The sequence below is a fragment of the uncultured Microbulbifer sp. genome, assembly GCF_947504145.1.
Classification (GTDB): domain Bacteria; phylum Pseudomonadota; class Gammaproteobacteria; order Pseudomonadales; family Cellvibrionaceae; genus Microbulbifer.
Map to the genome: position 1 here is coordinate 52,129 of NZ_CANNGQ010000004.1, position 15,512 is coordinate 67,640.

Consider the following 15,512-nt stretch of genomic DNA (forward strand, 5'->3'; position numbering starts at 1 on the left):
GGATGACCCCACGCATTGCCTTCACTCCCGGCGAACCTGCCGGGATAGGCCCGGAGCTCGCGGCCAAACTGGCCCACTCCGGGCGCACACCAGATATTGCCCGCGCGCAGATCATTGCCATAGCCGACCCGGACCTGCTGCAACAGGAAGCCGCCCGCCTGGGCAAATCCCTGCGACTGCTCCCCTTCAATCCCGCACAGCCCGCCGAAGCCACGCCAGACGGGGCCCTGCACCTGCTGCCGGTCTCTCTCGCCGAAGCCGCCAGCCCGGGCCAGCTCAACCCAGAAAACGGCCCCTATGTGCTGGAAACCCTGCGCCGCGCCGCCGAAGGCTGCAAAGACCGCAGCTTCGACGCGGTAGTGACCGGCCCGGTGCACAAAGGGGTAATCAACGAATCCGGCGTGCCGTTTAGTGGTCACACCGAGTTTTTTGCCGAGCAGGCCGGTGTAGAGAAGGTGGTGATGATGCTCGCCGCGGACGACCTGCGCGTCGCGCTAGCCACTACCCATATTCCCCTGAAAGACGTGAGCGGTGCCATTTCTGCGTCGTCACTGCAGCAGGTGCTGACCATCCTGCACCGCAGCCTGCAGCACCAGTTCCGTATCGAGAGCCCGCGCATCGGCGTATGTGGTCTCAACCCCCATGCCGGAGAAGGCGGCCATCTGGGGCGGGAAGAAATCGAGATTATCGAACCCGCACTGGATACCCTGCGCGCCCTCGGCCTGAACCTCATTGGCCCCCTGCCCGCCGATACACTGTTTACCCCGCCACAACTGGCGCGCTGTGACGCGGTATTGGCCATGTACCACGATCAGGGTCTGCCGGTGTTAAAATTCAAGGGGTTCGGGCGCGCCATCAATATCACCCTGGGGCTGCCGTTTATACGCACCTCCGTGGATCACGGTACCGCGCTCAACATTGCAGGCACAGGCACCGCCGATACCGGCAGCCTCAACGCCGCCCTGAGCCAGGCCATCGAGCTGGTCCAGCTGCGCCAACTTTAAAATCTACTCCCTGGTGGGCACGCTGCGTATTGCCCACCCTATGCACCTAACCGAACAAAATTGAATGGACAACTTTTTCCAACACAAGGCGCGCAAGCGTTTCGGCCAGAACTTTCTCGTCGACGAAAACATCATTGAACGCATCGTGCGCGCCATCGGCCCCAAAGAAACCGACAAGCTGGTGGAAATCGGCCCCGGTCAGGGCGCCATCACCGCACTGCTGCTGGACAAGTGCCCTTCACTGACCGCAGTAGAACTGGACCGGGACCTGATCCCGATGCTGGAATTCAAATTCCGCGAATACCCGGAATTCAGCATCATCGAAAAAGACGCGCTGAAATTCGATTTTGGTTCACTCGCCGAGGGCGACGGCGAGCAACTGCGCATTGTCGGCAACCTGCCCTACAACATATCGACGCCACTGCTGTTCCACCTGCTAAGTTTTCGCGGCAAGATCCAGGACATGCACTTTATGTTGCAGAAAGAAGTGGTGGACCGCCTGAGCGCGGTGCCTGGTGTAAAAGCGTTTGGCCGCCTGAGTGTGATGACCCAGTACCACTGCCGCGTGCAGGGGCTATTCCCGGTACCGCCGCAGTCATTCCGCCCGGCACCGAAAGTGGATTCCGCCATCGTGCGCCTGGTGCCCCACCAGACCCTGCCACACCCGGCAGAAGACGAAGCCCTGCTGGAGCGCATCGTCAGTGTCGCCTTCCAGCAGCGCCGCAAAACCCTGCGCAATGCACTCAAACCGCTGTTCCCGGATTTTGATCCCGCGCAGCTGCCCATAGACACCAGCCGCCGCCCGGAAACCCTGAGCGTCCAGGAATACGTGGAGCTGGCGAACTACTGCAGCCAGTTGGCCACGCCCGAGTCACCACAAAAATAAACGGGGAAGTCCTTTGGCCACCTACGCAATCGGCGACATCCAGGGTTGTCTGGAACCACTGCAAAGACTGCTGAAAAAAGTCCATTTCAATTTTGACAAAGACAGGCTGTGGCTCGCCGGTGACATGGTGCACCGCGGCCCGGACAGTCTGGGTACCCTGCGTTTCCTGTACAAACACCGCAGCCAGGTCACCGCGGTACTCGGCAATCACGACCTGCACCTGCTGGCCATCGCCCACGGCGCCAAGCGCCTGACCGACAAAGAACACGACCTCGCGGACGTGCTGCGGGCCAAAGACGCGGATAAACTGCTGAGCTGGCTGCAGAAACAGCCGCTGATGGTGCACAAAAAAGTAAACGACAAATACTTCTCCATGGTGCACGCGGGAATCCCCCCCATGTGGAGCATGAGCAAAGCACTGGAGCTAGCCGGGGAAGTGCACCGGGCCCTGCAGGACCCGGCCATGGCCGAGGCCTTTTTCTTTGGCATGTACGGTAACGAACCACATCTTTGGAGCGACCACCTGATCGGTGTGGAACGCCTGCGCTCCATCACCAACTACTTCACCCGAATGCGCTTCTGCAAGGAAGACGGCACTCTGGATCTAGTCACCAAACAGGGCCCACTGGCCGCCCACCACGATTACAAACCCTGGTTCAGCTACAAAAGCCGCAAGACGAAAAACGACCGGATTATTTTCGGGCACTGGGCAGCCCTGGAAGGGGAAGCGAATACGAAGAATGTGTATGCGCTGGATACCGGCTGCGTGTGGGGGGGATACCTCACGGCCATGAAGCTGGAAGATGAATCGTTTTACTGTGCGGATTGCACAATCTAGACCGCGATAATGCTCACCGCCCTCCGACCGCAAACTCGCTATACGCCGGGGGATCACATTTTGCTGAACCCCGGAGCAGTTTCAGCGGCTACACCTGCGGTCGCGCCAGGTATCGCTTCCGCCGATCGCGGTGCCGTGCGGCTTTGAACGGCGCCCAGCACTCCATTCGGTCCCTGTTGCTCCCGCAGATTCAATGCCACCGCAAACAATCCCGCCGCACCGACATTCCCCGAGAGCACATATAAGTTACCGGCCTGTATCCAGTGCACCTTTCCATCTTGCGCGCCTGGTGCGCCCTGTGCCTCCAGCGAGGGCTGCTCAAACGACTGCGTATTGGCCGAGGGGTCGAGAGAGAAACGTTCCAACGTCAAGGCTTGCCCATCCCCACTCTGAAAATGCAGCTGAACGCTTTCGCTGGCCGGGTGCTGACTCTTGGGAAGGAGATCCTGCTGCGGAAGCAACTCGTCACCAGATGGGCTCTGTGGAGAAGACGGGCCGTTTAGAGGCTGGGATGGCAGATCAAGGTCTGGCACTTCCGTTTCCGGCGCAGCGGCCGAAACTGGTACCAGCGCACCGCCCGAAAAATCCTGGGCCGCCCCTACGTCCGGCCGTATCTGCTCACCAAGTGCGACGTGACTCACAGAAGGCGTCGCGCCCACACCCGCCCCGGCGGAGGAACCATCGAGACTCCCCACCCAAAGGCCCAATGCGAACAACACTCCGGCAGCCATGCCCCCCAACCAGGGTGCCGGCGACCAGTTGCCCCATTCCTTTCCGCGCTGGCTCTCTATCGACCCGCAGCTCTCTGAAGCATCCTCTGCCGGAATCTCGGCCGCGTCACTCAATTGCCCGAGCAGGTCCCCTTCCAGACACCAGGCCTCATATACCTGTTTCGCTGCCGCAGGGTTTCGCCGCAAAAAACCAGCGACAGCTCTTGCGCGCTCCGGCATCAATTCGCCATCGGAAAACGCGGATAAGTCCTCGGCAGTGATATTTCGCGTATTGTTTCTATCCCGGAAAAGAGACATAGCCAACCCTCGAATTGTCTGACTCAAAAAAATCGAGCCATATTCATTTCACCCGCTGCAATACGGTGCCACCGGACGTCATTCGGCCAGAAGAACGCGTTTCTTCTGAGGCAACGCTTTTTGAGACAAAACCCTCAGCGTCAGCCCCTTCAGAGACAGCTTCCGAACGTTCATCGGACGTATCTGCACAGGCATCGCGGACGGACTCGCGTGCGCGAGAAATCCGACTGCGCAGAGTGCCCGAATTAATCCCGAGAATTTCGGAAGCTTCCTTGTAGCTGGGGTTCTCCAGCACGATCAAAAGCAGAGCCGCACGCTGGTCTTCTGGCAACCGTTCAATCGCCGACATGGCATCCCGGCACAAAAGCCTGGCTTCGTGACCAGATGGTACCAGCACTTCTTCTCCTGCATTTTCCATCAACGACTCCCTGCGTACGCGAGCGGAGCTTCGATAGTTCAAATAAATTCGATACAGCATCCGAAATAGCCAAGGCTTCACTTTACTCGTTGGGCGCCATAGATGCCGCTTGCGCAATGCGCGCTCCAGGCAATCTTGGACAAGGTCCTCAGCCAAAGATTTTTCACGACACAATGCCAATGCGTAGCGCCGCATATTGGGAATCTGTTCACAAACTCGCTCCTCGAATGTCATTTTCGCTTCCTGTATCTGGCTCACATTTACTGACATTACCTCTTTATACAAGAGAGCCCCTTGCTCAGTTCCACTGAAAAAATATTTTTCTTTTTTGGAACCCACTGGAGACCTGCATTGTTTTAGTGGATGAGTGCGACGATTAACTGGCCGCACACATTGAACGCCAACTGGAAAAGGAACTGTGCATGAACATTTTTCGCATCAACTCTCAATCCGCCAATTTCAACAGCCGTCCTTCACTCACGCGCGGAGCCATCTTCACTACTGCGGTAGTTTTCGGCGCCCTTACGCTGACGGCCCACGCACAGACCGGTAACGCACCGGAACACGGCACGGCCCAGGCAGCGTCGCCCTACAGCTCGGCCCAAGACACCGCCGATGCCGCTAATTTTTCCGATGAAAAACTGAAGTCGTTTGTTGAAGTGCGCAAAGAAGTAGATGAGACCCGGGAAAAGATCAATGCGAAATTGCAGCAGGAAGATGACCCAAGCAAGGCAATGGAAATTCGCACAGAAGGGAATCAGCGAATGCTGACCGCTGTAGAAAACGCGGGATTCAGCACGGACGAATACAATGCAATCGCACGCGCGGTAGCGATGGATCCAGAGCTCGCAGCCCGAGTGGAAGAAATGCGCTGAAGTAACATCTTCGTTTTACGGCCTTTCTCAGCAAGCGAAAGTCCGAAAGGCAAACGAAGGGGGCCAGCAATGGCCCCGACAAAGCTCCTACCCCCGCCCTGTATTGCAGGGCATTCCCCGCGGCCGGCCCCGGCCGCTTTTTTTTTGTTTAAAAAACGCCAGAATGACTGTACGCATTGCAGCGGCCAGGACAGTATCGAGTCCGCTAAGAATAGCGGCACACAGTATCCAACACACGCCTACCATCCCCCCCGATCATTTTTTCCTCCCCCCCCACCGGGTGGGATGCCCTTTGCCAGCACCTGCCCTCTAATCAAGTCTCCGTTTTTGTACGTGCACTCGGCCACCCGTCGGTTTGAGGGGGCGCATGTAGCGATGGTGAGCCCGCTTGCGCGGAGCAAATAACGCGCAGGCTGGCAAAAAATCAATAATAGAAACAATAAGGTCAAAGAGCATGCAAGCTTCTTCTCGCGCAAGCGGGCGCACCCCTCGCGCGCGCCATATTCACGCCGCCTCACTGCTGGCTATCGCTATTGCCGCCTCGGCGCACAGCAACGCCCAGACGGCAAACTCTGAACTCTCCATGGTCAATATTCCCGGTTCCATCCAGACTCCCATCGGGTGTGCGGCCGACTGGGATGCCGCCTGCGAAGTGTCGCAACTGACCTACGATGCCAATGATGATCTCTGGCGGGGTACTTACACCTTGCCAGCGGGGGACTACGAATACAAAGTCGCCATCAACGGCAGTTGGGATGAAAACTATGGGGGTAATGCCGACGCAAACGGCGGCAATATTCCTTTGAGTATCGCCACCGAGCAAGAAGTTAACTTTTTCTATGACCACGAATCCAACTGGATAGCGGACAACGTAAGACACACCATTGTTGCCGCAGCCGGCGATTTTCAGAGTGAGCTGGGCTGCCCCGGCGACTGGCAGCCCGAGTGCCTTCAGACCTGGTTACAGGACGTAGATGGTGACGGTATCTACACCTTTATCACCGATGTACTCCCCGCCGGTGATTACCAGATGAAAGCCGCACTCAATGAGGGCTGGGAAGAAAGCTACGGTGACAGCAGTGGCAACAATATTGCGTTTACTGCCGAGGAAGGTAAGGAAATTTATTTTGCTTTCGACAGCAATACAAACAATGTCGTTGTCAGCACGGACGGCGTACCGCGCGGTGACCTGACCACCGACAAGGCGCACTGGGTGGACGCCAACACCATCGTATGGCCGGTTACCCTGCCAGAAGGTGGCAGCGCCATGCTGGTAGCCAGCGACAGCGCAGCACTGACCCTGGGCCCGGACGGCGTTAGCGGCGATATCGAAATTGCCATGGCACACAGCGCAGATGGTATGAGCGAATCTGCCAGCGCTAAATTTCCACACCTGACAAATGCCACGGCGTTCACTCTGCCGGCCGATACCGATATCGAAGCATTGGTTCGAGGCCAACTTGCCGTGGCGCTATTCGACGCGGAAGGAAACATCGTAGATACCACCGGTATTCAGACACCGGGCGTACTGGATGCCGCCTTTGCCTACGACGGCGCACTCGGCTCCACCGTTGGCGAAGACGCGATCGAATTCGCGCTTTGGGCGCCGACCGCGAAATCCGTCAAGGTGCACCTGTTCGACAATGCCGGGCAGCTTGAGCCCACCGCATACATAGAGATGACCGCAGATAACGGCGTATGGAGCGCATCCACCAGTATCGACTGGGACCGCAAGTTCTATATGTACGAAGTGGAAGTTTATTCCTACGCAACCCGCGCCATTGAAAACAACTGGGTGACGGACCCTTATTCGCTAAGCCTGTCCACCAACTCCCACAAAAGCCAGATCGTCAATCTGAACGACGAAGACCTGAAACCGGAAGGCTGGGATTCAGTGATGAAACCATCACTGTCTGCGGCGGAAGATATTTCCATTTACGAGCTGCATGTGCGCGATTTCAGTATTGCGGACGATATGGTCAGCGAAGGGGCTCGCGGTACCTTTGCCGCCTTCACCGAGAATGGCCGTGGCAGCCTGCACCTGGCTGAACTGGCGGCCGCGGGACTGTCTCATGTGCACCTGCTGCCGGCATTCGACTTCGCTACCGTCAACGAAGAGAAATCCGCGCAGGCGGTTACCGAAGACTTGAGTGTTTACGCCGCAGACAGTACGGAGCAGCAGGCCGCGGTCAACGCTATTCGCGATCAGGACGGATTTAACTGGGGATACGATCCGCTACATTTCACCGTGCCCGAGGGCAGTTACTCTACCGACCCGAACGGCGTACAGCGCATCGTCGAATTCCGCGAGATGGTGCAATCCCTGAGTGACATGGGCCTGCGGGTGGTCATGGATGTGGTATACAACCACACCAGCTCCTTCGCCCAGTACGACAATTCCATTCTCGACAAAATCGTGCCCGGCTATTACCACCGCCGCAACGGCGAAGGTTTTGTGGAAATGAGCAGCTGCTGCGCAAACACCGCCAGCGAGCACACCATGATGGAAAAGCTGATGCGCGATTCCATGAAAACCTGGGCTACTGCCTACAAGGTGGACAGCTTCCGCTTTGACCTGATGGGCCACCACAGCAAGGAAAACATTCTGAATGTGGCCAGCGATCTGCAGGCACTCACCCTGGAGACCGACGGCGTCGATGGTTCTTCGATGTATCTGTACGGGGAGGGCTGGAACTTTGGTGAAGTGGTTGACGATGCGCGCTTCGTGCAGGCACGCCAGGGCAATATGGCAGGCACCGGCGTCGGCACCTTTAACGATCGTATCCGCGATTCGGTGCGCGGTGGCAATCCGTTCGGCGGTTTCGAGGAGCAGGGTTTTGGTACCGGCCTGTTTACCGACAGCAACGGCAAGTTCGGCGGTGACGACGAGCGCGCTACCCTGCTGACGCTCGCCGATAAAGTACGTATCACTTTGGCAGGCAACCTCGCAGACTATGTACTGGAAACCTCCGACGGCACCGAGTTGAGCGGCGCCGAGCTGATCTACAACGGCCAGCCCACCGGCTACACCGCCGACCCGCAGGAATCGATCAACTATGTAGCCGCCCACGATAACGAAACCCTGTTTGACGGCATCCAGATCAAGGCGAACAGCACCACCAGTGTGGCCGATCGGGTGCGCCTGCAGAACTTCAGCACCTCGCTGGTCCTGCTGGCTCAGGGGGTTCCCTTCATCCACGCCGGCCAGGAAATCCTGCGCTCCAAATCCATGGACCGCGACAGCTACAACTCCGGTGACTGGTTCAACGCCATCGACTTCTCCCTCGCCACCGACAACTGGGGCGCCGGCCTGCCGATTGCGGACAAGAACGAGGACAACTGGGGGTTAATGGCACCGCTACTAGCCAACCCGGATATTGCTCCACAGCAGACGGACCGCGAGTTTGCGCTGACCGTATTCAAGGATTGGTTACAGATCCGTGCCAGCAGTGGGCTATTTCGCTTGCCAACAGGAGAAGCAGTGCAGTCTGTGGTTTCCTTTGCCAACACTGGCCCCGAACAGATTCCCGGCCTCATCGCCATGCACCTGAACGATGCTGCGGGGGATTTTGACGCGGAAACCTCTCAGATTCTGGTCCTGTTCAACGGTGGCGCGGAGACTCAGGAATTCACTCTCGAGTCGGCGGCTGAACTGCCGTTCGCCCTGCACCCGGTACAACAGGCGTCCGCAGATACTGCGCTTGAGAACGCGTTCGTAGAAGCCGGCGTCTTCACCGTACCGGCGCGCACCACTGCGGTCTTCACCCTGGCGCGTACCGACGACACCTCAATTCCGGTTGAGGAAGAAGAGGAGGTGCAAGAAGAGGAGCAACCGCAGGACAACAACGGTTCCAGTGGCGGCGCCGCAGGCATCGCCCTGTTCGGCCTGCTGATTGCCGCCCTGCTGCGTCGCCGCCGCTTCTGATCTCCGCCCTTTCCACTGACAATAAAAAACCCGGCGCTGCCGGGTTTTTTATTTACTGCTGTTTGTAGCCCTGCGGATTCTGCGACTGCCAGCGCCAGGTGTCTTCCACCATCCGCTGTAGATCCAGCTCGGTTTTCCAACCCAGCTCCTGTTCGGCGTAAGCCGGGTCGGCGTAGCATTCGGCAATATCACCGGGGCGACGGGGAACAACCTGGTAGGGAACCTCCCTGTCCGCCGCCTCGGCAAAAGCGCGCACGATTTCCAGTACGGAGCTTCCGCGGCCAGTACCCAGGTTGTAGGTGTAACAGCCGGCCTCGGTATCCGGCTTCTGCAGCTTGTTGAGCGCTGCCAGATGACCGCGGGCCAGGTCGACCACGTGAATGTAATCGCGCACACCGGTGCCATCGGGGGTGGCGTAGTCGTCGCCGAACACCTGCAGGTGTGGCAGGCGTCCCACCGCCACCTGGGCCACGTAGGGCAACAGGTTGTTGGGGATTCCCGCTGGATCTTCGCCGATGGTACCGCTCTCATGGGCGCCGATGGGATTGAAGTAACGCAGCAGGCTCACTTTCCACTCGCTTGCGGGGGCCTTGCACAGGTCGCGCAGCATGTCTTCCACGATCAGCTTGCTGGCACCGTAGGGGTTGGTGGCACCGGTGGGGAAGTTTTCTCGAATGGGTACCGTCTCCGGGTCACCATACACAGTGGCAGACGAACTGAAGATCAGCTGATGCACACCGAACTCTGCCATCACCTCACAAAGAGTCAGGGAGCCGGCAACATTGTTCTGGTAATAACGCAGAGGAATGGATACGGATTCGCCCACGGCCTTGAGTCCGGCGAAATGTATTACCGCAGAAACCGGGTATTGCCGAAAAATGTCCCGCAGCGCATCCCCGTCCTGAATATCCACCTGGTGGAAAGGCACCGACTTGCCGGTAATCGCCTCGACCCGGCGCAGCGCTTCCTCGCTGCTGTTGCAGAGGTTGTCCACCACCACGGGTTCGAACCCCGCCGCCAGCAGCTCGACACAAGTGTGGCTGCCAATATAGCCGGCGCCCCCGGTTACCAGAACTTTCATGATCTTCCTTATTTGTTGGATATACGGTTGCGATCTCGTGGTCCGGCGCAGCGATCATCACGCACAGACTCTGCCATAACATGGTGAAGCGTATTTTACGCCGGAAACGCGCTTCGCAAAACTGACACCTTTTTCAACCCATCTTGTGCCGATCTTCCATTGAAGCCCACAGCGCTGACTATCCTGAAAGTGCGGGACCTGATAGCAGGACCCCTGTTGCGACAGCAGCATCGTCGCGCAATCAATAGGTAATAAAGATAGCGTTCTCGCGCGTCAGCGCTCTTCAGCATTCGTTGCGAGATGTATTCGCGGTCATCACACGCTGCAGCGCAGTAGGTACTCCACGGCAGGAGGCCGGACACTGACGCGGTACGCTACAGGGAGTCGTAAACCATGTCGATATTCAATCACTACCTGGAACGCTACGAGTCGATTCAGGAGGAAGAACTCACCATCCAGGAGTACCTGGAACTGTGCAAAAACGACCGCAGCGCCTACGCGTCTCCGGCGGAGCGCATGCTGATGGCGATTGGCGAAGCCGAGCTGATCGACACCTCCCGTGACCCACGACTCTCGCGCATTTTTTCCAACAAGGTAATCAAGCGCTACAAGGCGTTCAATGAATTCTACGGAATGGAGGAAGCCATCGAGCAGATCGTTTCCTTCTTCCGCCACGCGGCCCAGGGCCTGGAAGAGAAAAAACAGATCCTGTATTTGCTGGGCCCGGTGGGCGGCGGTAAATCCTCCCTGGCCGAGCGCCTCAAGGCAATGATGGAGCAGATCCCAATCTATGCGATCAAGGGTTCGCCAGTATTCGAGTCTCCACTGGCTCTGTTCTCACCATCCGAGGACGGTCAGATCCTGGAAGAGGATTACGGCATTCCACGCCGCTACGTAAACACCATCATGTCTCCATGGGCGGTCAAGCGCCTGCACGAATACAAGGGCGACATCAGCAAGTTCAAGGTGGTGAAAATCCGCCCGTCGATTCTGGATCAGATCAGCATCGCCAAAACCGAACCAGGCGACGAAAACAACCAGGATATTTCCGCGCTGGTGGGCAAGGTAGACATCCGCAAGCTGGAAGATTTCCCGCAAAACGATCCGGATGCCTACAGTTTTTCCGGCAGTCTGTGCCGCTCCAACCAGGGCATGATGGAATTCGTGGAGATGTTCAAGGCGCCCATCAAGGTGCTCCACCCGCTGCTGACCGCCACCCAGGAAGGCAACTACAACAGCACCGAGGGGCTGGGCGCCATCCCGTTCAACGGGGTCATCCTCGCCCACTCCAACGAATCTGAGTGGCAGTCTTTCCGCAACAACCGCAACAACGAGGCCTTCCTCGACCGCATCTATATCGTCAAGGTGCCCTACTGCCTGCGGGTGAAAGAAGAAATCAAAATTTACGACAAGCTGCTGGAACACAGCTCTCTGTCAAAAGCACCCTGCGCGCCGGATACGCTGCGTATGCTGGCCCAGTTCTCGGTGCTGTCCCGCGTCAAGAATCCGGAAAACTCCAGCGTGTTTTCCAAAATGCGGGTGTATGACGGTGAGAACCTGAAAGACACCGACCCGAAAGCCAAAACCATTCAGGAATACCGCGACAACGCGGGTGTGGATGAGGGTATGAACGGCCTGTCTACCCGCTTTGCGTTCAAGATCCTGTCCAAGGTATTTAACTTCGATGCCACGGAGGTGGCTGCCAACCCGGTGCACCTGTTGTATGTGCTGGAACAGCAGATCGAACAGCAACAGTTCCCGCCGGAGCAGCAGGAAAACTATCTCGGATTTATCAAGGAGTACCTGGCACCGCGCTATGTAGAATTTATCGGCAAGGAAATCCAGACCGCCTATCTGGAATCCTATGCGGAATACGGCCAGAACTTGTTCGACCGCTATGTGACCTACGCGGATTTCTGGATTCAAGATCAGGAATATCGCGATCCGGAAACCGGTGAGATTCTCGACCGCGCGGCGCTGAACGAGGAGCTGGAAAAAACAGAGAAACCCGCAGGGATCTCTAATCCGAAAGATTTCCGCAACGAGATCGTCAATTTTGTTCTGCGCGCCCGTGCGGGGAACCAGGGTAAGAACCCGGACTGGAGATCTTACGAAAAACTGCGCTCGGTCATCGAGAAAAAAATGTTCTCCAATACCGAGGATCTACTGCCGGTGATTTCCTTCAACACCAAGGCGTCCGCAGACGATCAGAAAAAACACGCCGATTTCGTGGATCGCATGGTGGAGCGCGGCTACACCGAAAAGCAGGTACGACTGCTTTCCGAATGGTACCTGCGGGTGCGGAAATCTCAGTAACTGCTAAAGGGTTCGTGTCTTTAAGCCCTATGGTGGCGGCCCTGCCACCGGTGGAGCTCTTCGAGACACGCCGTGAACCCATCCCTGGGGGCTTGTCCGTCGGGTCCCTCCGACGGACAGTCTCGAAGAGCTCCACCGGCGCCAGGGCCTTCAGTCAATCCATCCAGCTTCGCGAAAAATGCATCCGCTGGAACAGGTTGCTGGGCGCGCCGCAAATAGCGAGCGGCACAGCCAAAGCAATATAAGGCAGTACTATGAGTTACATCATCGACCGTCGCCTGAATGGCAAAAAGAAAAGCACCGTCAATCGCCAGCGTTTCTTGCGGCGCTACAAGTCCCACATCAAAAAAGCGGTCGGCGAAGCCATGAACAGCCGGTCCATTACCGATATGGGCAATGGCGAGAAGATCAGTATCCCTACCCGCGATCTCAATGAACCGATTTTTTCCAATGGCCGCGGCGGTCACATGGAGCAGGTGCTGCCGGGTAACAAGGAGTTTGTTACCGGCGATCGTATTCCCCGTCCCGGGCAGGGCCAGGGTCAAGGCAGTGGTGGCAGTGGCGCCAGTGACAGCGGCGAAGGGATGGACGAGTTTGCCTTCCAGATTTCCCAGGATGAATTCCTAGAGTTCATGTTCGAGGGCCTGGAGTTACCAAACATGGTGAAGCGCAAACTGGCCGGCAACGATTCCTTCCAGGTGGTGCGCGCGGGTATCAGTAACGAGGGCACCCCCGGGCGCCTGAACGTGGTGCGTTCCATGCGCTCGGCCAACGCGCGACGTATCGCACTCTCCGGCGGCAAGCGCCGCAATATCAAGCTGCTGGAACAGGAGCTGGAAATTGAGGAGAACAAGGACGCGGCGTTGCGCGATCAGCGCCGGGTAGATGAGTTGCGCCTGCAAATTGAAGACCTGAAAAGTCGCATCAGTCGTATTCCGTTTCTGGATGATTTCGATCTGAAATATAACCTGCTGGTGAAACAGCCGCGCCCCAGTTCTAAAGCGGTAATGTTCTGCCTGATGGATGTGTCCGGCTCGATGAACCAGGCCACCAAGGATATGGCCAAGCGGTTCTTCCTGCTGCTGTATCTCTTCTTGCAGCGCAGCTACGAATACACCGAAGTGGTATTCATTCGCCATCACACCAGTGCCAAAGAAGTGGACGAGCAGGAGTTTTTCTACTCCCGGGAAACCGGCGGCACCATCGTTTCCAGTGCACTGAAAATGATGCGCGACATCATGCAGGACCGCTACCCCGCCAGCGAATGGAATATTTACGGCGCCCAGGCTTCCGATGGCGACAACTGGAACGACGACTCCAGCACCTGCCACAAGATCCTGATCGACGACATCATGCCGCACGTGCAGTACTACTCCTATGTAGAAATCACCCCCAGGGATCACCAGGCCCTGTGGGACGAATATCGGAGCGTAGAGCAGGTATTTCCAGACCATTTTGCGATGGAGCAAATTATTGATGTGGGGGATATCTACCCGGTATTCCGTCAATTATTCACACAGAAGGTTGCCGCGTGATGCTCGATACAGCGATCAATAACAAGCAGCCCATTTCCACGACTTCCGAGTGGACCTTCGACCTCATTCAGGAGTACGACCGGGAAATTGCGCTGCTGGCCAAGGAATTTGGCCTCGACACCTACCCCAATCAGATTGAGGTAATCAGCTCCGAACAGATGATGGACGCCTACTCGTCCGTGGGGATGCCGGTGGGCTACAGCCACTGGTCCTTCGGCAAGCAGTTCATCAGCGTGGAAAACAATTACCAGCGCGGGCGCATGGGGCTGGCCTACGAGATTGTGATCAACTCCAATCCGTGCATCGCCTATCTGATGGAAGAAAACACCATGACCATGCAGGCGCTGGTCATCGCGCACGCCAGTTATGGGCACAACTCTTTTTTCAAAGGCAATTACCTGTTCCGCACCTGGACCGATGCCAGCAGTATCATCGACTACCTGCTGTTCGCAAAAAACTATATCGCTCGCTGTGAAGAGCGCCACGGTGTGGATGAAGTGGAGGCGCTGCTGGACAGCTGTCACGCGCTGATGAATTACGGCGTGGACCGCTACAAACGGCCCTACCCGATCTCCGCACACGAGGAAGAGCGTCGCCAGAAAGAGCGCGAAGAGTATCGCCAGCGCCAGTTGAACGACCTGTGGCGCACCATTCCCAACATGGGCGGAGCGGAAGAGCACGCTGAGCCCCACCGGTTCCCGGAAGAGCCGCAGGAAAACATTCTCTACTTTATCGAGAAAAATGCTCCGCTACTGGAGAACTGGCAGCGGGAACTGGTGCGTATCGTGCGCAAGCTGGCGCAGTACTTTTATCCACAGCGCCAGACCCAGGTGATGAACGAAGGATGGGCCACCTTCTGGCACTACACCCTGCTGAACGAGCTGCACGCCCGCGGCAAGGTGACCGATGGCTTCATGATGGAGTTCCTCACCAGCCACACCAGTGTGATTTATCAGCCGTCCTACGACAGCCCCTATTACAACGGAATTAATCCCTACGCGCTGGGCTTCAGTATTTTCACGGACCTTCGCCGGATCTGTGAGAATCCGACAGAAGAAGACCGGGCCTGGTTTCCGGATATCGCCGGCAGCAACTGGAAAGAGACCCTGCAATTCGCCATGCGGGATTTCAAAGATGAGAGTTTCATTCTGCAGTTCCTGTCTCCCAAGGTAATGCGGGATATGAAACTCTTCTGCATTTCCGATGACGATCGGGAGAAAGAAATCGAGGTAGGCGCCATCCACAATGAGGATGGCTATAGAGAGTTGCGCGCGAAACTGGCCGGGCAATACAACCTGGGCAACCGCGAGCCGAATATTCAGGTCTACTCGGTTGCGACCCGAGGCGATCGCTCCATCACCCTGCACCATACCCAGCATCAGCGCAGACCGCTGGGCAAAGACACCTCAGAGGTACTGCGGCACCTGCACCGCCTTTGGGGGTTTGATGTGCATCTGCACAGCCTGAATGGTGACGAAATCACCGCAAGCTTCCACTGCCCGGAGCTGGGCAGGGATCGATCGGAAGAAGAAGAATCCATGCTGGTGCCGAAGCCGATCTGAAATCGGCTCGTGGCACCACCCGGCAATCTTGCCCTGTCGGCTTG

Annotated in this window: 11 protein-coding genes; 8 read left to right on the top strand and 3 right to left on the bottom strand. The window is 57.3% G+C overall.

The window, feature by feature from the left end; genetic code table 11:
* Window positions 1–2 precede the first annotated feature (2 nt).
* From pdxA to Q1A74_RS13635, 3 genes are all read left to right on the top strand, one after another.
* Complete coding sequence (pdxA, locus tag Q1A74_RS13625) at window positions 3–1,004, top strand: 4-hydroxythreonine-4-phosphate dehydrogenase PdxA (RefSeq protein WP_299597145.1); 1,002 nt, start codon at window positions 3–5, stop codon at window positions 1,002–1,004.
* A 64-nt stretch (window positions 1,005–1,068) separates the two neighbouring features.
* Window positions 1,069–1,890: a 16S rRNA (adenine(1518)-N(6)/adenine(1519)-N(6))-dimethyltransferase RsmA gene (gene rsmA, locus Q1A74_RS13630; RefSeq protein ID WP_299597148.1), complete on the top strand. Its 822-nt coding sequence runs from the start codon at window positions 1,069–1,071 to the stop codon at window positions 1,888–1,890.
* A gap of 13 nt (window positions 1,891–1,903) precedes the next feature.
* Window positions 1,904–2,728, top strand: coding sequence for a symmetrical bis(5'-nucleosyl)-tetraphosphatase (locus tag Q1A74_RS13635; protein WP_299597151.1), 825 nt, complete (start codon window positions 1,904–1,906; stop codon window positions 2,726–2,728).
* A 53-nt stretch (window positions 2,729–2,781) separates the two neighbouring features.
* Here the strand turns inward: Q1A74_RS13635 and Q1A74_RS13640 are convergent, their stop codons facing one another.
* Window positions 2,782–3,756 carry a hypothetical protein gene (locus tag Q1A74_RS13640; protein WP_299597154.1) on the bottom strand — a complete coding sequence of 325 codons (975 nt, stop codon included), beginning with the start codon at window positions 3,754–3,756 and terminating at the stop codon, window positions 2,782–2,784.
* A 43-nt stretch (window positions 3,757–3,799) separates the two neighbouring features.
* The gene (locus tag Q1A74_RS13645; RefSeq protein WP_299597156.1) at window positions 3,800–4,513 is read right to left on the bottom strand and encodes an RNA polymerase sigma factor; all 714 of its coding nucleotides are present in this window, start codon (window positions 4,511–4,513) and stop codon (window positions 3,800–3,802) included.
* A gap of 83 nt (window positions 4,514–4,596) precedes the next feature.
* On the opposite strand from Q1A74_RS13645, the gene Q1A74_RS13650 reads away from it, so the two are divergent.
* Together Q1A74_RS13650 and pulA are read left to right on the top strand one after the other, a co-directional pair.
* Window positions 4,597–5,049 carry a DUF4168 domain-containing protein gene (locus Q1A74_RS13650; protein ID WP_299597159.1) on the top strand — a complete coding sequence of 151 codons (453 nt, stop codon included), beginning with the start codon at window positions 4,597–4,599 and terminating at the stop codon, window positions 5,047–5,049.
* 454 nt (window positions 5,050–5,503) lie between these two features.
* On the top strand, window positions 5,504–8,974 hold the full coding sequence (pulA, locus tag Q1A74_RS13655; RefSeq protein WP_299597163.1) for a pullulanase-type alpha-1,6-glucosidase: 3,471 nt from the start codon (window positions 5,504–5,506) through the stop codon (window positions 8,972–8,974).
* 52 nt (window positions 8,975–9,026) lie between these two features.
* On the opposite strand, the gene galE is transcribed toward pulA, so the two are convergent.
* Window positions 9,027–10,055, bottom strand: coding sequence for a UDP-glucose 4-epimerase GalE (gene galE / locus Q1A74_RS13660; protein WP_299597166.1), 1,029 nt, complete (start codon window positions 10,053–10,055; stop codon window positions 9,027–9,029).
* A 393-nt stretch (window positions 10,056–10,448) separates the two neighbouring features.
* Between galE and Q1A74_RS13665 the strand changes: the two genes are divergently transcribed.
* The 3 genes from Q1A74_RS13665 (at window position 10,449) to Q1A74_RS13675 (ending at window position 15,468) form a co-directional block, all read left to right on the top strand.
* Window positions 10,449–12,371 carry a PrkA family serine protein kinase gene (locus Q1A74_RS13665; RefSeq protein ID WP_299597169.1) on the top strand — a complete coding sequence of 641 codons (1,923 nt, stop codon included), beginning with the start codon at window positions 10,449–10,451 and terminating at the stop codon, window positions 12,369–12,371.
* A gap of 254 nt (window positions 12,372–12,625) precedes the next feature.
* Complete coding sequence (locus tag Q1A74_RS13670) at window positions 12,626–13,906, top strand: YeaH/YhbH family protein (protein WP_299597172.1); 1,281 nt, start codon at window positions 12,626–12,628, stop codon at window positions 13,904–13,906.
* Window positions 13,906–15,468, top strand: a complete 1,563-nt coding sequence (locus Q1A74_RS13675) for a SpoVR family protein (protein ID WP_299598377.1) — start codon at window positions 13,906–13,908, stop codon at window positions 15,466–15,468. Before Q1A74_RS13670 ends, Q1A74_RS13675 begins: the two co-directional genes overlap by 1 nt.
* The last annotated feature ends 44 nt before the right edge of the window (window positions 15,469–15,512 follow it).

Coding starts and splice junctions, on each gene's coding strand:
- galE (WP_299597166.1), bottom strand. CDS start 10,055: ATGAAAGTTCTGGTAACCGGGGGCGCCGGCTATATTGGCAGCCACACT.
- pulA (WP_299597163.1), top strand. CDS start 5,504: ATGCAAGCTTCTTCTCGCGCAAGCGGGCGCACCCCTCGCGCGCGCCAT.
- rsmA (WP_299597148.1), top strand. CDS start 1,069: ATGGACAACTTTTTCCAACACAAGGCGCGCAAGCGTTTCGGCCAGAAC.
- Q1A74_RS13665 (WP_299597169.1), top strand. CDS start 10,449: ATGTCGATATTCAATCACTACCTGGAACGCTACGAGTCGATTCAGGAG.
- pdxA (WP_299597145.1), top strand. CDS start 3: ATGACCCCACGCATTGCCTTCACTCCCGGCGAACCTGCCGGGATAGGC.
- Q1A74_RS13675 (WP_299598377.1), top strand. CDS start 13,906: ATGCTCGATACAGCGATCAATAACAAGCAGCCCATTTCCACGACTTCC.
- Q1A74_RS13650 (WP_299597159.1), top strand. CDS start 4,597: ATGAACATTTTTCGCATCAACTCTCAATCCGCCAATTTCAACAGCCGT.
- Q1A74_RS13670 (WP_299597172.1), top strand. CDS start 12,626: ATGAGTTACATCATCGACCGTCGCCTGAATGGCAAAAAGAAAAGCACC.
- Q1A74_RS13640 (WP_299597154.1), bottom strand. CDS start 3,756: ATGTCTCTTTTCCGGGATAGAAACAATACGCGAAATATCACTGCCGAG.